This is a genomic window from Bradyrhizobium sp. BEA-2-5 (assembly GCF_032918025.1).
Taxonomy (GTDB): Bacteria; Pseudomonadota; Alphaproteobacteria; order Rhizobiales; family Xanthobacteraceae; genus Bradyrhizobium; species Bradyrhizobium pachyrhizi.
The window spans coordinates 4,220,568-4,244,762 of sequence record NZ_CP136629.1 but is presented as its reverse complement, the minus strand read 5'-3'; the positions used below and the strand labels follow the sequence as shown (position 1 = coordinate 4,244,762).

General features: G+C 63.8%; 26 protein-coding genes and 1 pseudogene. 13 read left to right on the top strand and 14 right to left on the bottom strand.

Annotated elements, in window-relative coordinates; genetic code table 11:
* The first annotated feature begins 200 nt into the window (after positions 1-200).
* The 4 genes and pseudogenes from RX327_RS19770 (at position 201) to RX327_RS19755 (ending at position 5,629) form a co-directional block, all read left to right on the top strand.
* Positions 201-947, top strand: coding sequence for an outer membrane protein (locus RX327_RS19770; protein WP_050384358.1), 747 nt, complete (start codon positions 201-203; stop codon positions 945-947).
* A 270-nt stretch (positions 948-1,217) separates the two neighbouring features.
* Positions 1,218-1,877 carry an outer membrane protein gene (locus RX327_RS19765; RefSeq protein WP_317251287.1) on the top strand — a complete coding sequence of 220 codons (660 nt, stop codon included), beginning with the start codon at positions 1,218-1,220 and terminating at the stop codon, positions 1,875-1,877.
* A gap of 271 nt (positions 1,878-2,148) precedes the next feature.
* A pseudogene (gene uvrA, locus RX327_RS19760) lies at positions 2,149-5,131 on the top strand (excinuclease ABC subunit UvrA).
* Positions 5,132-5,188: 57 nt separating this feature from the next.
* The gene (locus tag RX327_RS19755; protein ID WP_050384357.1) at positions 5,189-5,629 is read left to right on the top strand and encodes a hypothetical protein; all 441 of its coding nucleotides are present in this window, start codon (positions 5,189-5,191) and stop codon (positions 5,627-5,629) included.
* Between the two features lie 122 nt (positions 5,630-5,751).
* On the opposite strand, the gene RX327_RS19750 is transcribed toward RX327_RS19755, so the two are convergent.
* From RX327_RS19750 to RX327_RS19730, 5 genes are all read right to left on the bottom strand, one after another.
* Positions 5,752-6,324: a hypothetical protein gene (locus RX327_RS19750; protein ID WP_317246858.1), complete on the bottom strand. Its 573-nt coding sequence runs from the start codon at positions 6,322-6,324 to the stop codon at positions 5,752-5,754.
* 188 nt (positions 6,325-6,512) lie between these two features.
* Entirely contained in the window at positions 6,513-6,845 is a 333-nt protein-coding gene (locus RX327_RS19745; protein WP_028332108.1) for a PRC-barrel domain-containing protein, read from the bottom strand.
* 258 nt (positions 6,846-7,103) lie between these two features.
* A complete protein-coding gene (locus tag RX327_RS19740; RefSeq protein WP_317246857.1) occupies positions 7,104-8,042 on the bottom strand; it encodes a cytochrome D1 domain-containing protein in 939 nt (312 codons plus the stop codon).
* 97 nt (positions 8,043-8,139) lie between these two features.
* Positions 8,140-8,685: an SRPBCC family protein gene (locus RX327_RS19735; RefSeq protein WP_317246856.1), complete on the bottom strand. Its 546-nt coding sequence runs from the start codon at positions 8,683-8,685 to the stop codon at positions 8,140-8,142.
* 157 nt (positions 8,686-8,842) lie between these two features.
* A complete protein-coding gene (locus tag RX327_RS19730) occupies positions 8,843-9,610 on the bottom strand; it encodes an AAA family ATPase (RefSeq protein WP_317246855.1) in 768 nt (255 codons plus the stop codon).
* 83 nt (positions 9,611-9,693) lie between these two features.
* Between RX327_RS19730 and RX327_RS19725 the strand changes: the two genes are divergently transcribed.
* A complete protein-coding gene (locus tag RX327_RS19725) occupies positions 9,694-10,017 on the top strand; it encodes a hypothetical protein (protein ID WP_317246854.1) in 324 nt (107 codons plus the stop codon).
* A 311-nt stretch (positions 10,018-10,328) separates the two neighbouring features.
* Here the strand turns inward: RX327_RS19725 and RX327_RS19720 are convergent, their stop codons facing one another.
* From RX327_RS19720 to RX327_RS19705, 4 genes are all read right to left on the bottom strand, one after another.
* Positions 10,329-11,204, bottom strand: coding sequence for a PCC domain-containing protein (locus RX327_RS19720; RefSeq protein WP_317246853.1), 876 nt, complete (start codon positions 11,202-11,204; stop codon positions 10,329-10,331).
* 4 nt (positions 11,205-11,208) lie between these two features.
* The gene (locus RX327_RS19715) at positions 11,209-12,849 is read right to left on the bottom strand and encodes an acyl-CoA synthetase (RefSeq protein WP_317246852.1); all 1,641 of its coding nucleotides are present in this window, start codon (positions 12,847-12,849) and stop codon (positions 11,209-11,211) included.
* A 210-nt stretch (positions 12,850-13,059) separates the two neighbouring features.
* Positions 13,060-13,461: an SPW repeat protein gene (locus RX327_RS19710; protein ID WP_028332114.1), complete on the bottom strand. Its 402-nt coding sequence runs from the start codon at positions 13,459-13,461 to the stop codon at positions 13,060-13,062.
* Between the two features lie 180 nt (positions 13,462-13,641).
* A complete protein-coding gene (locus RX327_RS19705) occupies positions 13,642-14,586 on the bottom strand; it encodes a tetratricopeptide repeat protein (protein WP_050384346.1) in 945 nt (314 codons plus the stop codon).
* Positions 14,587-14,686: 100 nt separating this feature from the next.
* On the opposite strand from RX327_RS19705, the gene RX327_RS19700 reads away from it, so the two are divergent.
* Entirely contained in the window at positions 14,687-14,959 is a 273-nt protein-coding gene (locus RX327_RS19700; protein WP_317246851.1) for a GNAT family N-acetyltransferase, read from the top strand.
* 111 nt (positions 14,960-15,070) lie between these two features.
* Here the strand turns inward: RX327_RS19700 and RX327_RS19695 are convergent, their stop codons facing one another.
* Together RX327_RS19695 and RX327_RS19690 are read right to left on the bottom strand one after the other, a co-directional pair.
* Positions 15,071-15,862 (bottom strand): fumarylacetoacetate hydrolase family protein, encoded by a 792-nt coding sequence (locus RX327_RS19695; RefSeq protein ID WP_028332117.1) that lies wholly within the window; start codon positions 15,860-15,862, stop codon positions 15,071-15,073.
* Positions 15,863-15,967: 105 nt separating this feature from the next.
* A complete protein-coding gene (locus RX327_RS19690) occupies positions 15,968-16,384 on the bottom strand; it encodes a DUF3597 domain-containing protein (RefSeq protein WP_317246850.1) in 417 nt (138 codons plus the stop codon).
* A gap of 288 nt (positions 16,385-16,672) precedes the next feature.
* Here RX327_RS19690 and RX327_RS19685 point away from each other — a divergent pair, with 288 nt between their 5' ends.
* The 3 genes from RX327_RS19685 (at position 16,673) to RX327_RS19675 (ending at position 18,631) form a co-directional block, all read left to right on the top strand.
* Positions 16,673-17,584: a DUF2189 domain-containing protein gene (locus RX327_RS19685; protein ID WP_317246849.1), complete on the top strand. Its 912-nt coding sequence runs from the start codon at positions 16,673-16,675 to the stop codon at positions 17,582-17,584.
* An 83-nt stretch (positions 17,585-17,667) separates the two neighbouring features.
* Entirely contained in the window at positions 17,668-17,808 is a 141-nt protein-coding gene (locus RX327_RS19680) for a hypothetical protein (protein ID WP_160321740.1), read from the top strand.
* 7 nt (positions 17,809-17,815) lie between these two features.
* Positions 17,816-18,631 carry a lytic murein transglycosylase gene (locus tag RX327_RS19675; RefSeq protein WP_317246848.1) on the top strand — a complete coding sequence of 272 codons (816 nt, stop codon included), beginning with the start codon at positions 17,816-17,818 and terminating at the stop codon, positions 18,629-18,631.
* Positions 18,632-18,766: 135 nt separating this feature from the next.
* On the opposite strand, the gene RX327_RS19670 is transcribed toward RX327_RS19675, so the two are convergent.
* Positions 18,767-19,051, bottom strand: a complete 285-nt coding sequence (locus tag RX327_RS19670) for a hypothetical protein (protein ID WP_050384343.1) — start codon at positions 19,049-19,051, stop codon at positions 18,767-18,769.
* Positions 19,052-19,774: 723 nt separating this feature from the next.
* Between RX327_RS19670 and RX327_RS19665 the strand changes: the two genes are divergently transcribed.
* From RX327_RS19665 to RX327_RS19650, 4 genes are all read left to right on the top strand, one after another.
* The gene (locus RX327_RS19665) at positions 19,775-19,927 is read left to right on the top strand and encodes a DUF1127 domain-containing protein (protein WP_317246847.1); all 153 of its coding nucleotides are present in this window, start codon (positions 19,775-19,777) and stop codon (positions 19,925-19,927) included.
* Positions 19,928-20,037: 110 nt separating this feature from the next.
* The gene (gene trmFO, locus RX327_RS19660) at positions 20,038-21,471 is read left to right on the top strand and encodes a methylenetetrahydrofolate--tRNA-(uracil(54)-C(5))-methyltransferase (FADH(2)-oxidizing) TrmFO (protein WP_317246846.1); all 1,434 of its coding nucleotides are present in this window, start codon (positions 20,038-20,040) and stop codon (positions 21,469-21,471) included.
* Positions 21,472-21,476: 5 nt separating this feature from the next.
* Entirely contained in the window at positions 21,477-22,580 is a 1,104-nt protein-coding gene (locus tag RX327_RS19655; RefSeq protein ID WP_317246845.1) for an AMP-binding enzyme, read from the top strand.
* A 150-nt stretch (positions 22,581-22,730) separates the two neighbouring features.
* Complete coding sequence (locus RX327_RS19650) at positions 22,731-22,952, top strand: DUF1488 family protein (RefSeq protein WP_244481965.1); 222 nt, start codon at positions 22,731-22,733, stop codon at positions 22,950-22,952.
* On the opposite strand, the gene RX327_RS19645 is transcribed toward RX327_RS19650, so the two are convergent.
* Both RX327_RS19645 and RX327_RS19640 read right to left on the bottom strand, forming a co-directional pair.
* Entirely contained in the window at positions 22,949-23,812 is an 864-nt protein-coding gene (locus RX327_RS19645; RefSeq protein WP_317246844.1) for a phytoene/squalene synthase family protein, read from the bottom strand. The genes RX327_RS19650 and RX327_RS19645 overlap by 4 nt on opposite strands.
* Positions 23,809-24,192 carry an Mth938-like domain-containing protein gene (locus tag RX327_RS19640; protein ID WP_018271534.1) on the bottom strand — a complete coding sequence of 128 codons (384 nt, stop codon included), beginning with the start codon at positions 24,190-24,192 and terminating at the stop codon, positions 23,809-23,811. Before RX327_RS19640 ends, RX327_RS19645 begins: the two co-directional genes overlap by 4 nt.
* Between the last annotated feature and the right edge of the window lie 3 nt (positions 24,193-24,195).

Here is a 24,195-nt window from a genome sequence, read left to right as displayed (position 1 = left end):
GACGCCCGGCAACAAAATTTAGAAAAACAATAAAGAAATCAGTATCTTGCCTTATCGGCACTTCCTCCGCGAGTGTTGCATTTGGGAGACTGCGTTTCCGGTTGAATCAGCGTATAGCTCCAACCGTGGCGCGGGCGCTCGCGTCTGGGATCGTGCTTCGGGACCGTTTGGAAGCCGATCGAGGAGTTGGGGGACTGATAATGAAGAAGTTTTTGCTGGGTACGGTTGCTCTGATTGCGTTTGCTGCGCCTGCAGCGGCCGCCGACCTCGCTGCGCGCCCCTACGCCAAGGCGCCGCCGCCGGTGGTTGCACCGATCTATGACTGGACCGGTTTCTACATCGGCGCCAACGGCGGCTGGGGCTCGAGCCACAATTGCTGGGACCAGCTCCCGGCCGGCATCTTCCTCGCCTCGGACGGTTGCCATGACGCAACCGGCGGCGTCGCCGGTGGCCAGATCGGCTATCGCTGGCAGGCCGGCACCTGGGTGTTCGGCCTTGAAGCGCAGGGCGACTGGGCTGACCTGAAGGGCAGCAACGGCAGCGCGATCTTCCCGGGCCTGTTCACCAACCAGTCCAAGATCGACGCATTCGGCCTGTTCACCGGCCAGATCGGTTACGCCATCAACAACGTGCTGCTCTACGCCAAGGGCGGCGCGGCGCTGACCGACAACCGCTTCAACACCTACTTCACCCCGACCGGCGTGCTGGTCGGCAGCGCCAGCGACACCCGCTGGGGCGGCACCGTCGGCGCCGGCATCGAAGTCGGCTTCGCGCCGAACTGGACCGCAGGCATCGAATACGACCACCTGTTCATGCAGGACAAGACCTACAACCTGATCGCCCCCAACGGCACGCTGAACAGCACCATCCGCGATCGCCAGGACGTCGACCTCGTCACCGTCCGCGTGAACTACAAGTGGGGTGGCCCGGTCGTCGCGCGCTACTGATCGCGCCAGGCCGATTTGATCCAGACGAAGGGCCGGCCTCGCGCCGGCCTTTTTGTTTGTGCTGGTTTGTGCGCCGGCTTTTTCGTTGCGTGTACACGCGCACCTCACCGGGGCCGTTTTCGGTGCGTTGTGGTTTCGTGGATACACACGTTCCGGCATTTCTCTGTAGAAGCACCAGCACGTCACGCGACACTGCTGTGACGCTCTCTTCAAAATCTTTGAAGGGACAACAAGAAAATGAGCAAGAAAAACGGGACTCGGACTTTGAAAATCAGGAATGTTTTGCTGGCCTCGGCCGGCATGTTTGCACTGAGCGCTTTTGCACCGGCGATGGCTGCCGACATGGCGGCACGCGCGCCTTACGTGAAGGCTCCGCCGCCGGCGGCGATCTACAACTGGACCGGCTTCTACGTCGGCGGCTTCGGCGGCTACGCCAGCGAGAACTCCGGCACCCCGAGCATGGAAGGCGGCTTCGGCGGCGGCACCATCGGCTACAACTGGCAGGCCGGCAACATCGTGTACGGCCTCGAGGTCGACGCTGCAGGCGCTGACATCGACGCATCGGTCTCGACGCTCGGCGTCACCGCCCGCAGCAAGATCGACTCGCTCGGCACCGTGCGCGGCCGCATCGGCTGGGCCGTCAACAACGTCCTGTTCTACGGCACCGGTGGTTACGCCTGGATCGACAACAAGATCAGCGGCACCGCGGGCGGCTTGACCATCTCGGACAGCAAGTTCCACTCCGGCTGGACCGTCGGCGCTGGCGTCGAAGCATTCTTCGCGCCGCAGTGGTCGGTCAAGGGCGAGTACCTCTATCGCAGCCTCGGTAGCGAGACCTATTTCGGCGTGCCGTCCGGTACGCTCGAGCTGCACAGCGCCCAGTTCGGCGTGAACTATCACTTCGGCGGCCCGATCGTCGCCAAGTACTAAGACAAGTATTGAGCGAATTGCTGACCGCCGTCGGCGGTCAGATCGCACCGAAAGGCCGGCCTCGCGCCGGCCTTTTTTGCGTCAGGGAACCGGCGCTGCTGACTGCTGCTGCCATCAGGCAAACTATCCGTTGATGGACGCTATTCAGCACTGGAAATTGTCGGCCGTTCTTCCTACGTTCCAGTCTTCACACCCCCATCGGCGCAAGGTCCCGGCAGCACCGGCGATGCGCGCCCAAAAGGCGCCCAAGCATGCGCCCGGAACTGTCGCAATGGATGAAGTGATCAAGGCGAAGCGCCAACAACAGAACGCGGGCTCCAGCCTGCGCGCAATTACGATCCGTGGCGCGCGCGAGCACAACCTCAAGAATATCGACGTCGAGATCCCCCGCGACAAGCTGGTGGTGTTCACCGGCCTCTCCGGTTCCGGCAAATCCTCGCTCGCCTTCGACACCATCTACGCCGAGGGCCAGCGTCGCTACGTCGAATCGCTGTCGGCCTATGCGCGCCAGTTCCTCGAGATGATGCAGAAGCCCGACGTCGACCAGATCGACGGCCTGTCGCCGGCGATCTCGATCGAGCAGAAGACGACGTCGAAGAACCCACGCTCCACGGTGGGCACGGTGACCGAGATCTACGACTACATGCGCCTGCTCTGGGCCCGCGTCGGCGTGCCCTATTCGCCGGCCACGGGCCTGCCGATCGAGAGCCAGACCGTCTCGCAGATGGTCGACCGCGTGCTGGCGCTGCCCGAAGGCACCCGCCTCTATCTGCTCGCGCCGGTCGTGCGCGGCCGCAAGGGCGAGTACAGGAAGGAGCTTGCCGAATGGCTCAAGAAGGGCTTCCAGCGCGTCAAGATCGACGGCACCTTCCATGAGCTCAGCGAGGCGCCGACGCTGGACAAGAAATTCCCGCACGACATCGACGTCGTCGTCGACCGCATCGTCGTACGCGCCGACATCGGCCAGCGCCTCGCAGAAAGCTTCGAGACCGCGCTGAAGCTCGCCGAGGGCCTCGCCGTGGTCGAGTTCGCCGACGCGCCGGCGTCCGCGCCTGCCGAAGAGAAAGAGAAAAAGAAGACCGCGAAGATCCACGACAAGAGCGGTCCCGAACGCATCCTGTTCTCGGAAAAGTTCGCCTGCCCGGTCTCCGGCTTCACCATCCCGGAGATCGAGCCGCGCCTGTTCTCGTTCAACAATCCCTATGGTGCCTGCCCGGCCTGCGGCGGCCTCGGCGTCGAGCAGCATGTCGACGAGGACCTCGTCATCCCCGAAAAGGACCTGACGCTGCGCAAGGGCGCGATCGCCCCCTGGGCCAAGTCGTCATCGCCCTATTACGTGCAGACGCTGACCGCGCTCGGCAAGCACTACAAGTTCACGCTCGACACCAAGTGGAAGGACCTGCCGAAGAAGGCGAGACGCGATCCTCTACGGCTCCGGCGACGACGAGATCAAGTTCTCCTACGAGGACGGGGTCCGCTCCTACGACACCAAGAAGCCGTTCGAGGGCGTCATCACCAACATCAACCGCCGCTATCGCGAGACCGAGAGCGAGTGGGCGCGCGAGGAGCTGGCGAAATATTTCCACGACGTCCCCTGCGAGGGCTGCAAGGGTTTTCGGCTCAAGCCCGAGGCGCTCTGCGTCAAGGTCGGCGGCAAGCATATCGGCGAGATCTCGGAGCTGTCGGTCAAGAAGGCTGGCGAGTGGTTCGAGACCGTGCCCGGCGCGCTCAACGCCCAGCAGAACGAGATCGCCGGCCGCATTCTGAAAGAGATCCGCGAGCGCCTGACCTTCCTGCTCGACGTCGGCCTCAACTATCTCACGCTGTCCCGCTCCTCCGGCACGCTGTCCGGCGGCGAGAGCCAGCGCATCCGCCTGGCCTCGCAGATCGGCTCGGGCCTGACGGGCGTGCTCTACGTGCTCGACGAGCCCTCGATCGGTCTGCACCAGCGCGACAACGCCCGCCTGCTCGACACGCTGAAGCGGCTGCGCGACCTCGGCAACACCGTGGTCGTGGTCGAGCATGACGAGGACGCCATCCGCCTCGCCGACTACGTCCTCGACATCGGCCCCGGCGCCGGCATGCATGGCGGCCACATCGTCGCCGAAGGCACGCCCGCCGAGATCATGCGCAACCCGAAATCGCTGACCGGCAAGTATCTGACCGGCGAGCTCGAGGTCGAGGTGCCGGAGCGGCGGCCGCCCAACCATCGCCGCACCATCAAGGTGGTCAACGCGCGCGGCAATAACCTCAAGAACGTCACCGCGGAGATCCCGCTCGGCCTGTTCACCTGCGTCACCGGCGTGTCCGGCGGCGGCAAGTCGACGCTGCTGATCGACACGCTGTACCGCGCCATCGCCCGCAAGCTGAACAATGCCAGCGAGGGCGCCGCCCCGCACGACCGCATCGAGGGCCTCGAGCACATCGACAAGATCATCGACATCGACCAGTCGCCGATCGGCCGTACCCCGCGCTCGAATCCGGCGACCTATACCGGCGCCTTCACGCCGATCCGCGAATGGTTCGCCGGCCTGCCCGAGTCCAAGGCGCGCGGCTACGAGCCCGGCCGCTTCTCGTTCAACGTCAAGGGCGGCCGCTGCGAGGCGTGCCAGGGCGACGGCGTCATCAAGATCGAGATGCACTTCCTGCCCGACGTCTACGTCACCTGCGACGTCTGCAAGGGCAAGCGCTACAACCGCGAGACGCTCGAAGTCCTGTTCAAGGGCAAGAGCATCGCCGACGTGCTCGACATGACCGTCGAGGAGGCCGCCGAGTTCTTCAAGGCGGTGCCGCGCGTCCGCGAGACCTTCCAGACCCTGCACCGCGTCGGCCTCGACTACATCCATGTCGGCCAGCAGGCGACGACGCTGTCGGGCGGCGAAGCCCAGCGCGTCAAGCTGGCGAAGGAGCTGTCCAAGCGCGCCACCGGCCGCACGCTCTACATCCTCGACGAGCCCACCACCGGTCTTCATTTCCACGACGTCAAGAAGCTGCTGGAGGTGCTGCACGAGCTGGTCGCGCAGGGCAACACGGTCGTCGTCATCGAGCACAATCTCGAAGTCATCAAGACCGCCGACTGGGTCATCGACCTCGGCCCCGAAGGCGGCGACGGCGGCGGCGAGATCGTCGCCTGGGGTCCGCCGGAGGACATCGCAAAAGCGCCGCGGAGCTATACGGGCAAATTCCTGGAGCCGGTGCTGAAGAAGGCGAACAGCAAGCCAAGGAAGAGCTCGGCGAGCGAGGCGGCGGAGTAGACTTGCCAACCATGCTTTGGATTTAGTATTTCTGAGCTGACCGGGGGAGTCTGAAACATGTTTATTCGACTTGGCAGTCTCTTCGTAAACTCTCAGTACGTCGCTGAAATTCATTTGCGGTCGAAGCCCGCCGCAGAGCACAATGCGACACTAGTAATGCATGACGGCTCAAAACGTGAGGGCTTCGTTCTCGATAGCGAAATCGAATCTCTTACGGAAACAATCGTGCCCGCACCCGCCGGCTTTGAGGCGAACCGCGAGTACGAGCCGGACTTTGACGACGATGTTCCAGTGACGCTCGACTGGAGACCTGTGGTCGCGTTCGCCGTGCATTCAGGTGGCGCCGGGCTTGATCCGATTACTGCCGATGATGGTCGCCTAGTGAAATATGCACTCCGCTCGCCGGACGGAAAGGTGCGGACCTCCGCTGATGAATTTTTTGACTCGTCAGATGAATATCGAGCCTTCTTGCAAAAGAAGAAGGGAAAGGCTGCCTAACCGTGTAGGCGGAATGGCGTCCCTGCCTTCAGCTAAAGCTCATAAGGCGGATTGGCGACACGTGGTTTGCTTCCCGTGCGAGCACGCGGCTGATCCCACGGGCCAATCCATCCCATCTGATCCTAGCCTTTCGGTGTGAAAACAATATCAACCTGATCAATCGTCTCCGTGATTTCGATACCGGATTTTTCGATCATCAGTTTCCAAATTTCATTCGTGTCGTCGTAGGCTTGCATGATTTCGTCGTGCGTCATCATGGACTCCCAAGCCTGCTTCAGGTTAAACGCCTTGCGTACCTCGTCAATGCTAGCTCCCTCTACATCCTCATTCAGATCCTGCTCGAACGCCTTGCCGTGCGCGATGGTATCGCGGAACGTTTTCATCTTCCAAAGTGACACGAAAGGCCGCTTTGACCAGTCGAATTCAATTGACAGAACTTCGAAGACTCTCTCGACCTTACCTTTCCAACGCTGATAATGGTTCCATGGTTTCAAAATGCGATTGCCAAAGAAATTTACTTGCGCTTCGAACGTGAATGCGAGCATCAGCCCACACGACATATAGTCGAAACCAATTCCGTCACGATTTCCTTCTAAGAGTTTCTTTTCGATAGCTGACTTAGCATTGAATGCGCCTTGATCCAGCGTGTTGTGAATGTAAAGGCGCCGATGCCCCTGAAGATGGAACGTAGCCATGAATGCCCCACGTTAAACCTGATAGGCTCGAAATCTCCTGCGATAACTACCCGTTTCTTCGCTCAACATTGAGCAAGTAGCCCGGATGAGCGAAGCGATATCCGTGACTATCGACCGAACAAGTTGACGGTCCCCGCATATCGCTTCGCTCATGCGGGCTACGACAACAACACCCCCTCACCTCCGCACTACACCGCCCAATAGTTCGGGTGCGTATACGACTGCGAGCGGTCGCCCCAGTCGAATGCGTCACCGTCGAACTCAGACGGTCCGGCGCGCAAATCCTCCAGCGTGACCTCGGCTTCGAAGGCCTGCCGCACGGGATCGAAGTGCAGCGCGGTCCACTTGACGGGATAGTGGTGGTGGGTGCTCAACACGCCGCCGGTCCTGATGATGGCGTAGGCCACCGTTCCGCTCACCTTGTCGAGCATCAGCCGCTCGATCGACCCGAGCTTTGCGCCGTCGCGCCCGAAGACGCAGACGTGCTCGACCCGGTCACTGGGCACCAAGGTATGATGCATGGCATCCTCCCTGTGTTTTCTCGTATTGCCCGATAATATATGCCTGCCGCGCTGGTGAGCCAATGGGGCGCGGTTCGGCGACAGGCCGGAGGAGCGATTGGCTATCGCGCGGCGGCGGACGCTTGCACAATTTCGGAATAATAAAAACGTATCGCTGATTTGCCCGACGCGTCAAGTCGCTTTTCGAATGTCGGCGGCAGCCTGCTCCTTTGCATGGGGTTGTTTTCGATATTTTGGGACACCCCACTCACCTTCCGCCTACTCCGTCCTCCTCAGGAACGCCCCGAACGCCCTCGGACCGTCGCCGACCTTGACCTCACCGATCACCTTCAGCTCGGCGGCGTCGATCACGCTCAGCGTGTTGCTCTCCCAGCAGGCGACGATGATGCGCGCGCCGTCGGCGGTCGCGTTGATCCCTTCCGGATAGTCGCCGACAGTGATGCGCCTGATCGGCTTCAGGCTCGCGAGGTCGAACACGCTGACGGTGCCGCCATATTGGTCGGTGACGAAGCCGCGGCCCGGCGTCAGCGCCACCGCATAGGGCCGCATCCCGGCCGGCACGCGGCCGATCTCGCGGGCTTCTGCAATGTCGATCACGGAGACATCGTCGGAGCCAACATTGGCGGTGTAGGCGCGTTTTCCGTCGGCATCGATGGTAACGCCGAACGGGCGGGTGCCGACCTTCACGATCCCTCTCCGCTCACGTGAGGCGGTGTCGATGATGGAGACGCTGTCGTCATCGCGATCCGCCGACAGCAGCAGCAGCCCATCCGGCGTCACCGCCAGCCCGGACGGCGATGCACCGACCGCGATACTCGCGGCGACACGGCGCTCTCTGGTATCGATCACCCGCACCGCAGCGGCATACCAATCGGCGACATAGACCGTGCGGCCATCGGGCGCGACGGCAATGCCGAGCGGCCCGCCGCCGACCTCGATCCGCCCCGCGACTTGCCGCGCGGCCGCGTCCACCACCGTGACCGCCTTGGCATCGGGACTCGTCACATAGGCAAAGCGCCCGTCGGCGCTGACGGCGACACCGGCCGGCTTGCCGCCGATCGGAATGGTCGCAACCGGCTTCGAGGTCGCGAGATCGACCACCGTGAGGTCTTCGCTGAGCTGGTTGGTGACGAACGCCTCCTCGGCGCGCGCGGCGCCGAGGCTGGCAAGCAGCGCGACGAGCGCAATCGAGCGCACGCCTAAAGCCCGATGAGATTGGGACAAACCGTCATCGCGCTTTGGCTCCTTGTTTTGAGCATGATCTTGTCGGAAAACCGCTTCACACTTTTCCGGATCATGCTCCGGTTCCGCTCTCGATCTTCTTCTTGAGCGCCTCGAGCCCGGCCTTGTACAGCCCGCTCACGGCGGTCCTGGCGGCCTCGTCGCTCAGCTCCGGCGGCGGATCGTTGTTGGGATAGCCGCGATAGAACGCGCCGGCCCATTCCAGCTTCGCCTTGCCGTCCGGCGCCGGCGATACCGTCAGTGTCGAGGAATAATTGGTCACCGGCAGCACCTTCACGTCGACCTTGGTGATCCGGTACGAATAGCTGAGCATGTCGGGCTCGTATTTGTAGAGCTCCTCCTCGACCGTTGCGCCGCCCGTGAGCGTCAGCGTCCGCGTCGCGCCGATCTCGTTGCCTTTCTCGCCCGTGGTCTTGGTGACGGGCTGGAGCCAGCTCATGTCCTGAAAATTGCTGATCACCGCCCATACCTTGGCCGGGGCCGCGTTGATCTCGATGGATTCCCTCACCTTCTGCCGCGTCGGCCCGTGCGCCCAGGCGGCCCCCAACACAGCCAATGCCGCCACCACGACGCCAGCTCGCGCGATCGTTCGCCTCATCCTCGTTCTCTCCCGATATGTGTCGGCCATCCGCCGCCTGGCGCATGCCGCAGTTTATGGTCCGGGTTCTAGACTAGATCGGGGACCGGCTTCTTGCACCAGAGCGAAGTCGCGGCCGGCGCCTTCGCCGGGAGGCAAGTCAGCCGGGCGGTGGGTTTCACTCCTCGATCGCCGCCTCGACAAACCTCTTCGGGTCGTCGCAGAACTCGCGCATCAGCCGGTAGTGATCGGTGTCCCTCAGGCTCACCGGCTCCAGCGCGTATTTGCTCAGCCGCAGCAGCGTCGCATCGGGATAGGCCATCAAGACAGGTGCATGCGTGGCCATGATCACCTGGCAGTGGCCGGTGCCGTTCATGCGGCGCAGCAGCTTCAGGAATTCGATCTGGCGCGCCGGCGACAGCGCCGATTCCGGCTCGTCGAAGATGAAGATGCCCTGGCGTTGGCAGCGTTCTTCGAAGAAGCGCAGGAAGCCCTCGCCATGCGAATACGACAGGAAGTTCGGCGGCAGGTCTCTGACGTCCAGCGCTGCCGCGTCCAGATATCGCGCGACCGAGAAAAAGCTCTCCGCGCGGAAGAACCAGCCATTGGTGATCTTCGGCAGCCAGCTTGCGCGCAGCGCCGCGGCAAGCGAGCCGCCCATTTTCTCCACTGCACCGCCGTGATCGACCGCACGGTAGCCCTTGCCGCCGCCAGCGTCATCATAGCCGGCCATCACGGCGATCCCCTCGAGCAGCGTCGACTTGCCGGTACCGTTCTCGCCGACAATGATGGTGATTGCCTTGTCGAAGCTGAGCTCGAAATCGTCGCGCAGCAGCGGCAGCGCGAACGGATATGCGTTGCGATTGGGAATGCGCTTGGGATCGAGCCAGACGCGCCTCAGATATGGCGCGGGCATGTTGATCGGGCGGTGTCGTCCTCTGGCCATCGGCGCGGATCCGGGGAAACAACGGCGGGTGGCCCAGTTTATATGATAGGAGCCCGCAGCAATCCTAGATGGCCGGATGTCCCATGCCTAGCAAAGCTTACGCCCTCTTCCGCAAGGCGATCCTCACCGAGCAGCAGGTCGTCTGCATCTATGACGGCCGGCCGCGCGAGCTCTGCCCGCACATCATCGGCTACAACAAGAGCGGTGAGGAGGTCGTGCTGGCCTGGCAGTTCGCCGGCGAGAGCTCGGGCAGGCTGCCGCAATGGCGCTGCCTGCGGCTCGCTCACGTCAGCGACATCAGCCTGCGCAACGGCCCTTGGCACGAGGGCGGATCGCACCGCACCGAGCAGACCTGCGTCAGCGAGATCGACCTCGACATCAACATCGATGTCCGCAAGCGGCGGTGAGCGGCCTCTGCGCCCTCTGGTCAAGAGAGGGCGGCGAAGGCAGCAAACCTCGGCCAATTCATGTCGCGAGTGGATGTGTGTCTCGCAGATCGCGCAACAAATTAGGTGTCATCCCGGGCAAGCGAAGCGCGAGCCGGGACCCATAACCACCGAAGGTCATTAGTGCATAACGCTGGAGCCACAGCTCGCTTCGACAACGAACGTCTGTGGTTATGGGTCCCTGCCTTCGCAGGGACGACAGCGGAGGCCGCCGCGCGATATCGGCTCCGGCCTTCGCCGGGACGACGATGGGGATGGAGCGTGCAGTGCCCCTACGGCTGCTCCGCCTCCTCAAGCACCTCCAGCGCCAGCTCCATCGTCATCAGCACCGGATTGTCGCCGCGCACCAGGCGTCCCTCGGCGATGCCGCCGAGATAGTCGACCAGTGCGACGTCGAGCTCGGCATGCAGCCGGCCATCCGCGTCCGGTGCGATCTCGCCCGCGGTCACCGCGAGCTCGGTCGCGAACGGCACCACGCTGTGGCCGTCGGTGAGGACGGCACCGATGGTCGAGCCGACGCCGCCATGCAGCCGCGCACGCAGGATGCCGTGCTGGCGGCAGAAGCCCTCCAGCGCGCAGGCAAAATCCTGGTTCGGCCGCAGCCGCAGCACGAAGGCATGGCTCGTGGTCCTGGCCCCACGCGGCGCGCTGGCGACGGGACCGAACAGCTTGAAATTGGTCTCACTGTCCGCTTCAGCCAGGAACATCGCGCCATCGATGCCGAACGCCTCGACCTCGAAGGGCTCGGCCACAACGGTCTCGTCCGGCAGCATGTGGCCGCCGCCTGCCTTGCCGTCGGCCTCGGTCCAGAGCCCATGGCAATGAAAGAACGGCGCGCCGTCCCGTTCGCCGAAGGTCAGCGCCGCCAGCTTGAGCCGCGTCACGCCGTCGGGACGGAACGTGTCGCTGTAGAACGCGGCGTTGACGCCATCCTTCGACAGCGCCGGCATCACATAGGCGAACGGCCCGAGCGCGCCGCTTTTCGCGCTCAGGACGCCGCCGAAAAAACCCTCCGCCGCAAAGCCGCGGCGCACGGCTTCGAGCAACGGAATGCCGGCCTCGAGCACGAATGAAAAGGCGCGGCCGCGCGCGCTGATCCATTGGATGCGCTCTTGATGCGGAGCGCCGGGCTGGGCGATGCTGCGCATCGCCTCAGGCGCCCGTCGATTTGGCGATCGCATCGAGCAGCCCGCGCGCCTCGAGCTCGTCGCGCACCATCCGCTTCGGCACCTTGCCGTACCCGGACTTCGGCAGCGCCTCCCAGAAGAAGAACCGCTTCGGCATCTTGTAGCGCGGCACCTTTGGCGAGAGATAGGCGGCAAGCTCCGCCTCCGCGACCGCCTCGGTGCCTTCGCGCGCAACGCAGACAGCTATTCCGACCTCGCCCCAGGTCGCATCGGGCACGCCGAGCACGGCGACCTCGCCGATCGCAGGATGCGTCAGGATCTTCTCCTCGATCTCGCGCGGATAGATGTTGGAGCCGCCGGAGATGTACATGTCGGAGGCACGTCCCGTGATGTAGACGAATCCCTCCTCGTCCATGTGGCCGAGATCGCCGGTGCGGAACCAACCATTGCGAAATGCCTTCGCATTGGCTTCGGGATTGTCGTAATAGCCGGCGAACACCGCAGGCCCGATCACGCAGATCTCGCCGCTCTGGTTGGCGGCGAGCTCCCGTCCCTCGTCGTCCTGGATCGAGACCTGCATGCCGGTGCGCTCGAAGCCGCAGGTGCCGATCTTCGCGTGCGGGCCGTCCTCGGGATCGTGCAGCGCGGCCGGCAGCACGGTGATGTTGCCGGTGACCTCGCCAAGGCCGAAATACTGCACAATGACCTTGCCGAGCTTCTTCAGCGCGGCCTTCTGGTCCTCGCGATACATTGGCGCGCCGGCATAGATCACCTGACGCAGCGAGGAATGATCGTATTTGTCGGCGGCGGGATGCTCGACCATCATCTTGAGGATCGTCGGCACCGTGAAGAGATTGCTGACGCGATGCTTGGCGATCAGCCGGAAGGCTTCGGCGATGTCGAACTTTTCCGACGGCAGCAGGATGGTCGGCACGCCGCGCGCGGTCTGCATCAGCTGATGCACGCCGGCGCCATGCGACAGCGGCGCCACCACCAGCGAGGCATCCTGCTCCGTCACACCTGGCGTCAGATCGGCGAGATGATTGGTGACGACGAACCCCATCTGGCCGTGGGTCAGCACGGCCGCCTTGGAACGGCCGGTGGTGCCGGAGGTGAAGAAGAACCAGCAGGGATCGTCGTGTTCGACGGCGACGTTCTCGACTACAGCGCCGGCGTGCTTGGCGATGACGTCGCCGAGCGTCGCCTCGCCGAAGGCGCCCTCCTCCCCAATCCGCCAGACGAATTCGAGCGCGGGATTGGCGGCTGCCTTGGCATGCTCGGGGAAATCGATATGGCACAGAAACGCCTTGGCGCCGGAGGCCTGCGCGAGATAGCTGACTTCGTCCGGCATCAGGCGGAAATTGGTGGGCACCCAGACCGCGCCGAGCCGGAACGCGGCGAACATCGAGACGAACATCTCATCGCCATTCTTGGAATGGACGAGGATGCGATCGCCCTTGACGATGCCACGCGCCGCCAATGCCGCCGCCAGCGCCGAGACGTTCTGGTCGATATGGCGCCACGACCAGGCCTTCTCGTTCCAGACGAAGCCGGGGCGATCGCCGTGCCGGCGGGCGTTCTGGGTCAGGATGTAGGCGAGGTTCATCACCCGGCGCGATACTCGCGCGATCCCGCCGCGCGGCGCGGCAGCAGCCGTCCCGCTCATTGCCGCCCCGCCGATACGCACAACAGACAGGGCAAGGTCAGGACGGTCATCGGGTGTTTCCTCGGTCAGAACCGGGCGTCTTCAAGCGCCGCAAGGGATTGGTACCGCCCGGTTTATCGCCAAGCCGCCGCCTTCGGCAAGGCCCGCCGGGCGCAGCCCGATGATTCCGCGCGCCGGTGGCGGTCAACCCGTTGTTTTCTGCCCAGGCCGCTACTGGGGGTGCTTGGCGAGTTCCTGCTCGCTCAGGTTCCAGTCCTGCCACAGCTGCAACGCGCCTATAAAGGCGACCAGCGCGCCGAGCAGGATGTGCCAGAACTGCAGCGCGTGGTCCTCGGCGTAACCAAAGACCATGGGCGACGCCATCAGCCAGAGACCGAGCAGGATGCTGGCCACCTCCTCCCAGCGGTGCAGCGCGACATATTCGAGCTGGGCGATGCCGAGCACCAGCATGCCGACCATGAAGCTGTTGAGGACGAGGTGGCTGCGCTCGATATCGACGGCGCCGCTCACCTGCATCGGAAACCAGGGAGAGACCATGATCAGCACGCCGAGCAGCATGCCGAACCAGTCCTCCCAGGGACGGTGTGTGTTGAAGAAACGATTGTCCGACATGACGAACCTCCTCCGACAAGAGGCATACGTCGGCGGCCGGCTCCGCCACTCCGTACCAGACGACCATCCGGCCGCATCAGGGGCGTATGTCTGACATCAAACCTAATCGAACTGCATCCATTCGCAAGGCCTGTGCCGCGTGTGCGCGACACGGCGGGAGCAGCCGTGGCCGGCAGGATGTCACCGCGCCCCGCCGAGCCGCGCCAGTGCCCCCTTGGCGCTCTGGAGATCGGGCTGCAGCTCGAGCGCCTTGCGGAAATCGGCCGCCGCGCCCTTCTTGTCGCCGAGCCGTAGCTTGGCTTGGCCGCGATTGTTCCAGGAATAGACGTCGGCGGGATCGTATTGCAGCGCCTTGTCGTAATCGGCGAGCCCGCCCTTGTTGTCGCCCTGAAAGAGCCGGATCATGCCGCGGTTGCGCCAGCCGCGCGCGTCGGTCGGCGCGATCCTCGCCGCCTCGCCATAGTCGGCGGCGGCGCGATCGAGCTGCTCGGTATCGCGATAGACATTGCCGCGGTTGATGTAGGCGAGCACGTTGGGCTCGAGCTTGATCTCGGTGGTGAAGTCGGCGATCGCATGCGCCGCATCGCGCTTGCGGTGGTAGACGAAGCCGCGATTGCCGTAGGCGGTGGCGAGTTGCGGATTGAATTTGATGGCGAGGCTGAGATCGGCCAGCGCGCGGTCGAGATCGCCCTTGTTGAGCCAGGCATCGCCGCGGTTGTTGTAGGCCAGCGCGAACGCCGGATCGATGCGGATCGCCTCGTCGTAATCGGCAATCGCATGATCGAGATCGCGCCTGAAGGCGTAGACGCGGCCGCGATTGGTGTAGGCGCAGGCATAGGCGGGATCGAGCTTGATGGCCTCGTTGAGGTCGGCGAGCGCAGCGTCGAGCTCGCGCTTCTCCGTCAGCCCATGGCCGCGATTGCAATACGCCCCGGCCAGCCGCTTGCCGGCCTCGGCCTTGCCGTCGATCACCGTGGTGCAGGCAGCCACGCGGTCGCCGGGTGCCGTCGTCAGGCCGACGCAGGTCTGCCAGCTCGGATCGTCGGTGGCAGCGGCTTGCGGCGGGTTTGGAAGCATCAACGCGACGCCGAGCAACACGGCGGTCAGACAGGCCAAAATGCGCATATCGTCAATCCACAAATGCCAATTTGCGGGTTGGTCGCGGCTTTGCACCGGCCGGTTCACACGCTTACATCAGGGCCTGTAAATCAACCGGGATTTTGCGATGGCCGCCGTCCGCGACAACAGGGACCAAAACCGCTTCGAGCTCGACACCGAGGGCGGCCTCGCTTTTGCGAATTACCGGCTGACGCCGTCGGCGGTCATCATCACCCATACCGAGACGCCGCGCGCGCTGCGCGGCCGTGGCATCGGCTCCGAGCTGGTCAAGGGCGCGCTGGACCTGATCCGGCGCGACGGCAGGAAGGTGATCGCCGGCTGCAGTTTTGTGGTGGATTACCTCAACAAGCATCCGGAATACGCGGACCTTGCCGGCTAGAGCCCGTTCCGTTCCGATGGAATCGGAACGGGCTCTAGCTTTTCCTTATGACGCGTCTTCTTTACGCGAACAGGTATCCACTTCGCTCGAAAACGCTTTGCGCCGCGTTCGTCAGACGATCTTGATCGACATGTCGGGCAGGCCTTCGAGCTTGCACAGCAACACGTCGCCCTTGACCACCGGACCGACGTTCTCCGGCGTACCGGAATAAATGATGTCGCCGGCCTTCAACTCGAATGCCTCGGACAGCTTTGCGATCTGCTCGGCGACGCTCCAGATCATGTTCTTCAGATCCGAGCTTTGTCGCACCGTGCCGTTGATCGCGAGCGAGATGGCCCCTTGCGTGAAATGGCCGGTCTTGTCAGCCGGATGGATCGGCCCAAGCACCGCGGCATGGTCAAAGCTCTTGCCGATCTCCCAGGGCTTCTTCTCCGCGGCCATGCCGTTCTGCAGATCGCGCCGCGTCATGTCGAGGCCGAGCGCGTAGCCATAGACATGATCGAGCGCCTTGTCGGCCGGAATATTGGTGCCGCCGGATTTCAGCGCGGCGACCAGCTCGACCTCGTGGTGATAGTTCTTGGTCAGCGACGGATAGGGATGATCTGCGACGGTGCCGATCGCGACATTCTGAACCGCATCCGTCGGCTTCTGGAAGAAGAACGGCGGCTCGCGCGTCGGATCCGAACCGCGCTCGATGGCGTGCGCGGCGTAGTTGCGGCCGATGCAGTAGATGCGGCGAACCTGGAACACCTCGCTGGCGCCGACGATCGGGATCGTCACGGCGGCGACCGGAAACATCGCCTTCGGCGTGGCCTCGGCATGGGCCGGCGCGGATTGCGCGGCGGCGCCGGCCAGTGCGAGGGCGCCGGTCGCAAGCATCGTCCGGCGATCGAGATCAGTCATGGGCGTTCTCCTTGTTGTTGTTGGCCGACCTATAGATGTTCGCCGATCGATAAAAAAGGGCCCGCGTTGGCGCGGGCCCTTTCTATGCACGGGAGGATGATCCCGTCAGTGCTTGATCTCCGGCGGCAGCTTGCCGCCGTTGGCGGCGAGCTTGGACATTACCTGCTTGTGCAGCCAGACGTTCATGCTGGCCGAGTCGTTCATGTCGCCGCCGTAGCCGAGTTCCTTGGCGAGATCCTTGCGCGCAGCGAGGCTGGAGTCGATGTCGAGCGCCTTCATGAGGTCGACGATCGAAGTGCGCCATTCCAGCTTCTCGCCCTTGTGCGCGGCAACCGCCTTGTCGAGGATCGGGGCGACGTCAACGGACTGCGCCGGCGCCGCGCCGGCGGGCACTGCGGCAGGAGACGACGATGCGCTGCCGGATCCACCGGCGGGGGCTGCGCTTGTGGCCGTTCCGCCGGCGGGCGCAGCGGTGGCGCTGCTGCCGAAGATCGCGCCCATGATTTTTCCGAAAATGCTCATCGTTCGCTCCCAAGAGAGTTGAGATGTGAAGGCCAGACGGCCTTGGGGCGCCTGACCGAGGTCACAGTTCAAGTCTATCGCCCCCTCCATAGCTTGCCAATGCGACATTCACTTAAGCGTGAGTGCTTTTGGCGCAGTTTGGGAGTAGCCTCATTGCACAGTTCGCGACACGGCCAGTTCCCTGCTCTGTCTTTCGCGTCTGGCTTGATCGTGATCGCTTCGAGAGGCGGCAGGTTTGTGCCCGCGTGCCGGGCGCCAGATGCGACCGCGCAGAGGGAGACAACAACCATGGCCACATCATACCAAGGCAATGTCAGTTCGATGACGCAGAGCGGACAAGGCGCCGCGTCTGCGCCGGTCATCCGCACCATCGGCCTGTCCGATTTGCATCATGCGCTGCGTCTCGGCTGGGAAGACTTCAAGGCGGTGCCAAGTCATGCCATCGTCCTCTGCCTGATCTATCCTGTGCTCGGCCTCGTGCTTGCGCGCACCGTGCACGGCTATTCCGTGCTCCCCCTACTGTTTCCGCTGGCCGCGGGCTTTGCCCTACTCGGCCCGTTTGCCGCCATCGGCCTCTACGAGATGAGCCGCCGCCGCGAGGACGGCGGGGAAGCATCTGCCTGGGATGCCATGGAGGTATTCCGCTCACCGTCATTCGGCGCGATGCTTGGGGTCGGAACGCTGCTGTTCGCGCTGTTCGTGACCTGGATCGCCACCGCCCAGGCGATCTACACGGCGGTGTTCGGCTATGAGACCGCGGCCAACATTCCCGATTTTGCCGCGCGCGTGCTGACCACCCAGCAAGGCTGGTGGCTCATCGTGGTCGGCTGCAGCGTCGGCTTCCTGTTCGCGCTCGTCGCGCTTTGCATCAGCGTGATCGCCTTCCCCATGATGCTCGACCGCCAGGCGACCGCCGGCGAGGCCATGGTGACGTCGATGCGCGCCGTCGCACAGAACCCCGTGCCGATGGCGGCGTGGGGCTTCATTGTGGCGGTGCTGCTCGCGCTCGGCACAATACCGGCCTTCGTCGGCCTTGCCGTGGTGATCCCGCTGCTCGGCCATGCCACGTGGCACCTCTACCGCAAGGTGATCGTCAAGGATCCGAATGCGCGGCCGGTGATCCCCGAACCGCGCGAACGCAAGCCCGCCGCGGACTTTCCGGCCAATTTGTTTCCGTGGCGGCGCAGCGATCGCGGCTAAGCGCCGCTAACCCGGATTCGTAAACGTCAAAGCAACCGCCGGCCGATATGTTCGGTCGGCGGTTTGTCGTTCAGGATCGTCAAATGGGTGTGAAACTGGCGTGGCATTTGCAGCGCTGCCTGAGAAAAAACGGCTCGGTCACGAGCCTTGTTTTGGCCGCTGTTGCCGCGAACATACCCGCCGCCTTTCGCGACCAATCGATGACATCGCAGACTCCGGAGTGAATTGCCTATGACCTCTCGCTCTTGCTTTCGCACGTTCGCCATCGGCGCGTGGCTCCTGACCTCGACGGCATCGGCGCTGGCCGCTCAATGCGGCACGGGCACGTTCGAATCCTGGCTCGACGATTTCAAGAAGGAGGCTGCGACGAAGGGCATTTCGCAGAACGCGATCCAGGCCGGATTGGCTGGCGTCACGCAGGACAAGGCGATCCTCGCCCGCGACCATTCGCAGCAGGTGTTCAGCCAGACCTTCGAGCAATTCTCGGGCCGCATGGTGCCGCCGCGGCTCAATCGCGGCTCCAACATGATGAAGCAATACGGCTCGGTGCTGTCGCGCATCGAGCAGGCCTATGGGGTGCCCGGCGAGATCCTGGTTGCGATCTGGGGTTTGGAGACCGATTTCGGCGTCAACACCGGCAAGTTCGCGACGATCCGCTCGCTGGCAACGCTTGCCTATGACTGCCGCCGCTCCGACATGTTCAAGGCCGAGTTGATGGATGCCTTGCGTATCGTCGAGCGCGGCGATCTGCCGCCGCAGGAGATGCGCGGCGCCTGGGCCGGCGAGATCGGCCAAACTCAATTCATGCCGTCGTCCTACATCAAGTTCGCGGTCGACTTCGACGGCAACGGCAAGCGCGACCTGCTGCACAACGCGCCCGACGTGCTGGCGTCGACGGCGAACTATTTGAAGAGCTATGGCTGGAAGAAGGGCAAGGGCTGGGAGCCCGGCAGCGAGAATTTTGCGGTGATCCAGCAGTGGAACAAGAGCGAGGTATACGCCAAGACGATCGGCTACTTCGCGACCCAACTCGCCAAGGCTCCGTAGCGCTTTCACTGCCAGCTTGCATGGCGCAGCGCGGCGAACCTTCTGCTCTGACTAGATCAAAGCTGGTTCAGCTACGAATAAATCAAAAAGGGCCGACTGCCCCAGGCAATCGGCCCTTATCGCTATGATCAAAACCTACTTCGCCGTGCTAGCTTCGGCAGCCTTGCTGAGATGCGCGCCGCAAGCGCCCCACTTGTTGTTCAGCATCGCGTCCTGGGCGAGCGAGACTTCCTTCTCCGCCGCGAATTTGACCTCATTGTCAGCCATGGCTTCGACTGCAGCTTCGGTCTTGCCGAGATTGGCACCGCTGCAGCCGAGGCCCGCGTGATGACGATGCGCGGCCTGAGCGGGAGCGACAGCATAGGCAACGGCAGCCACGGTGGCTGCTGCGATCAATGTCTTAATCATGGGATGATCCATCTGTTTTTCTTGGACAGATCCCAGCGTGATTGCGGAATCTGCGGAACGATTATTCGCTGTTCCCGACACCGTTCAGAATGAACTTCGCGCGATACAAATGTGATGAGCGCTGCGCGCGCATCGCGCATGCGTTGCATAGCCTTTTGATTACGTGTCGGTAAGGAAGCGCCGCCGCAATAGCTTTGCTCGATGCATTCACTTCAATCGAGCTGCGCTTCCGATAATCAGCAGACCGTTCGCGCGGCAGGCAAAAATCCGAACGGCGAGAAGGACCAAATTACCTCCGAGGTCAATGCGGCTGATTGACGCTGCGCCTGCCTAGGTGTCCGCGTCGTCATGTTATGAATACATACTCATTCATACCGCAACATTCAGCATGCGAATCACGCATGGAACACGTCGCCGTGATCCGGCGTCAGCCGTGCGTCATCCCTTGACCGAACGGTCCGTAATTACCATGTAGACGGCGTAATCCAGCGCGCTATCATCCTTCTAACTCACTGATCTCAAGATGATTTTGACGTCATCGTCCGATTCTATGGAACTTTGGTCCACGGGTCCTGTCTCCATGCGCCAAACGGTTAACCGGAACTTACCGTCGCTATGCGTTTTGAGCTTAGCTGCATCGCAACATAGGAACTTTCGCACTGCACTACTCCCATCTATATTCACTTCAACGATGAGGCTCGGGCAAGAGCTGAATCGAACTACAGGAGACTACCAATGCTGCTCTCGCTCATCCGCATGATCCAGGCCTTCCGGGACTATCAGCGCAATGTTGCCGAGCTGTCCCAGCTCAGCGATCGCGAACTGGCCGATATCGGCCTCGATCGCTCGGACATCCCGCGCGTTGCCGCCGGCACCTACAACGGCTAATCGGCCGCAAGCCATCTGCTGAACGGATAACGCCCGCTTCCACAGCGGGCGTTGTCGTTTGTGGTGCGGTTTCAGATGCATATGAGATCAAAACGCGCTAACGCTGCGCGATGACACCGCATCAATCCTCTTCGCAACCCGTGCACATCGTGGGCGCGGGGCTCGCCGGCTCGGAAGCCGCCTGGCAGGTCGCCAATGCCGGCGTCCGCGCCGTGCTGCATGAAATGCGCCCGCACCGGATGACCGAGGCGCATCGGACCGAAGGCTGCGCCGAACTCGTCTGCTCCAATTCGTTCCGCTCGGACGACGCCGCCAACAACGCCGTCGGCCTCCTGCACGCGGAGATGCGCCGGCTCGACTCATTGGTCATGCGCGCGGCCGATGCCAACCAGGTGCCCGCCGGCGGCGCACTCGCGGTCGACCGCGACGGCTTCTCGGCGGCCGTCACCAAGGCGCTGAAAGACCATCCCCTGATCGAGATCGCCCGTGGCGAGGTCGCGGGCCTGCCACCTGCCGACTGGAGCAACGTCATCGTTGCCACCGGCCCCCTCACCTCAGCGCCGCTGGCCGACGCCATCCGCGAGCTGACCGACGAGAACGCGCTCGCCTTCTTCGACGCCATCGCGCCGATCGTGCACCGCGAGTCCGTCGACATGTCGGTGGCCTGGTTCCAGTCGCGCTACGACAAGGTCGGCCCCGGCGGCAATGGCGCCGACTACATCAACTGCCCGATGACAAAAGAGCAGTATGACAGCTTCGTCGCCGCGCTGATGACCGGCGAGAAGACCGAATTCAAGGAATGGGAGACCAATACGCCCTATTTCGACGGCTGCCTGCCGATCGAAGTGATGGCGGAGCGCGGCCCCGAGACGCTGCGCCATGGTCCGATGAAGCCCGTCGGCCTCACCAATCCGCACAATCCGACCGTCAAGCCATATGCGATCGTCCAGTTGCGTCAGGACAACAAGCTCGGCACGCTCTACAACATCGTCGGCTTCCAGACGAAATTGAAGTACGGCGAGCAGCAGCGCATCTTCCGCACCATTCCCGGTCTGGAGAAGGCCGAGTTCGCCCGACTCGGCGGCCTGCATCGCAACACCTTCCTGAATTCGCCGAAGCTGCTCGACACCCAGTTGCGGCTGCGCGCACAGCCGCGGCTGCGCTTTGCCGGCCAGATGACGGGCTGCGAGGGCTATGTGGAATCCGCCAGCGTCGGCTTGATCGCCGGCCTCTGCGCCGCCGCCGACATGCGCGGTGCCGCGCTGACGCCGCCGCCGGGCACGACTGCGCTCGGATCGCTGCTCGGCCACATCACCGGCGGCCATATCGAGACCATCGAGCCGGGCACACGGTCGTTCCAGCCGATGAACGTCAATTTCGGCCTATTCCCGCCGCTGGCCAGTGCGCCGACCAAGAAGCCGGACGGCTCGCGGCTGCGCGGCAACGAGAAGACCGTCGCCAAAAAGCAGGCGATCAGCGCGCGCGCGCTCGCCGATCTCGACCACTGGATCGCAGAGCATCTGCGCGTTGCTGCAGCGGCCTGACAGTCATGAGCTTGCCGAAAGACGATGACGCCACCCTGTCGGTGCGGTGGAGCCAGGGCGTGCTGCTCAAACGCGACGTGTTCTCGACCGTCGAGCGCGGCCGCTTCCGCACCGAGAGCGGCGAGACCGACGCGGTGCTGCGCCGGCTCGACGAGGTGCCTTTCTGGTCGTTCGCCCTGGCGCTGCATCTGTTCTCGCGCGAGCGCCGCGCGCTGGCCTTGGCGCGCGATCTCGACGTCGGGCCGAAGCTGTTGTGGGCCGGCCGTCGCGCGCTGGTGCGCGGCTTCGTCGACGGCGTCGCGCTGCATCTGGCAAAACCGCATGGCGATCTCGCCTATTTCCGCTCGGCCAAGGCCGCGCTGCGCCGGCTGCGCCGCGCCGGTATCTGCCATAACGATCTCGCCAAGGAGCAGAACTGGCTGGTCGGCCGCGACGGCCGCGCCTACGTGACCGATTTTCAGCTTGCCGCGTGCTTCAACCGTCGCGGCCGGCTCTATCGCATCCTGGCCTATGAAGACCTGCGGCATCTGCTGAAGCACAAGCGCTCCTACGCGCCGGAGGCGCTGACGCCGAAAGAGCGCAAGGTACTCGCAAAGAAGTCCGCGGTCGCCAGCATCTGGCTCAAGACCGGCAAGAAGGTCTATCGCGCCATCACCCGCGGCCTGTTCAACTTCACCGACCGCGAAGGCGGCGGCCGCCGGCTCGTCAACGACGCGCCGGTGCTCGCCGAGCTGATCCGCCGGAATCCTGCCGTGCGCGACACCGCCATCGTCGCCTTTGCCGACCGCCGCTCCGGCGTCGGGCTCTATGCCTTCGTCGAAGCCGATCAGGCCGCGCTGGAAAAGACGCTGCGCAACGAGCTTACCGCGGCAAGGGGCGTCAAGCCGCCCGAGCACATCCAGATCGTGCACGCCTTGCCGCGCAACGCGAGCGGCGCGCCGCGCACCGAGGTCCTGCAACTGGTCGCCATGAACCAGCTCGACCTGATCGAGCCGATGATGAAGAACGAGCAGGACCGCGCCTTCCTGAAGGACATCCTGGAGCAGCGCAAGAACCTGCGCGACCGCTTCAATTTCGAAGTCGCCGAGATGGACCGGCCGGCGGGTTAGCGCGCGCTTCCCGGCGCGTGGCCCTCGACAAACGCGGCGCGAAGCTTCACTCTTTGCGAGGGGTAGCGCGCTCAAGGGACAAGTTTAATGCCACTCACCCGTGGCCGGATCGGGGGATACGATTCCGAACGACTGGCGTTCGGATTCACCATGATGAACGGCGACCAGGAAATCGAATGCCAGATCAGCGACGCCGCGTTGGACGAGCTGGCCGGCACGCGCGGAACGGCGAGCATGGCGCGGCAGGCGCAGTTCGTCGCGCTGCGCGACGCGGTCGAACAAATCGCATCCGACATCTATGACAGCGGTCGGATCGTCAGGGGCACAACGATCCGGATCTTCACCAAGCACATCGCGAAAGAGCAGAGCTAGCGACCGAACTCCTCCGTGCGCGCGGCTCGCCACAACGTCCAGAGCGTGCGCAGGCGCGAGACCGGCTTCGGCAGGAACGGGTCGTAGTCCTCCCTCCTCGCCCGGGTCAGCTCGCGCCTCACGCAAGCGAGCGTCAGGAAGATCGGCCTCACGCCGGACGGGACATCCGCAAGCAGCCCGAATGCGGTCTTGAGATGGCCCTGCGCCTCGTCCGCAAGCTGATCGATCGCGGCACGGATGTTCGGCGTCACCTTGCCGGCGAACACCTCCTCCTTGCTGCCGCCGTGCTGCTGCAGCAGTTGTAACGGCAGAAACAGCTGATGCCGTGAGGCGTCGCGGCCGAGCGAAGCGATGACCTGCGCCATGCCCTGGGCAAGACCCGCATGACGGGCCAGGTGATCGATCGCCTCCGACGGCCGCGCCACCACGCGCGTGGCCTGCGAGAACAGCACTGAGGCCGTGGCGTCGAGATAGCCTTCCAGCGCGGCCATGGTCGGCATCGGGTCGTTGTAGAGATCGAACTGGTGCTCCTCGACCAACTGCGAGAATGGCGAGACCGGCAGACGGTGATTGCGGATCGTGTGCAGCAGTTCTGCTGCAACCGGATTGCCCTCGACGCCGCCATGGCCCGCGCCGGACAGCATGTCGGTCCACCATTGCAGGCGGATCTCGCCGGGCAAGGGCTGGCTCACCTGCTCGTGCACGCGCGAGACCTCGATGTTGAAGGCGTAGATCGCAAGCATCGCCCGCCGTTCCGGGCCCGGCAGGAACAGGGTCGACGCGTAGCGCACAAAGTCATGGCTGCGCACCAGATCGGCGCAGAAGGCAGCGCCGTCCTTCGGTGCCTCCGTCGCGCTCATGGCACCGCGATCAGCGCCGCCGCGACGCGACGCCGCTCGCCCAGCATGATGTTGTAGGTGCGGATCGCAGGTCCCGTCTGCATCGGATCAAGCACCACCCGCACGGCCCGCAGGGCCTCGCGCAAGCCCTTTGGCGGGACCCAGACGTCGGTGCCGGTGCCGACGATCAGCGTGTCGATCGCATTGGCGGCCGCGAACACCTTTTGCAGCGAGTATTCGTCGATCTCCTGCGGCCTGGTGACCGGCCAGGCCCAGATCGAGTCAGGCAGGCACAAGAGCGAGCCGCGGTGCGACATATCGGCAAACGCGAAGCCGCCCTTGCCGTAGGCCTCGATCGGCGCCGACCTCGGAAGATGGGGAGCGTCCGAGGAGTTGCTCATGAC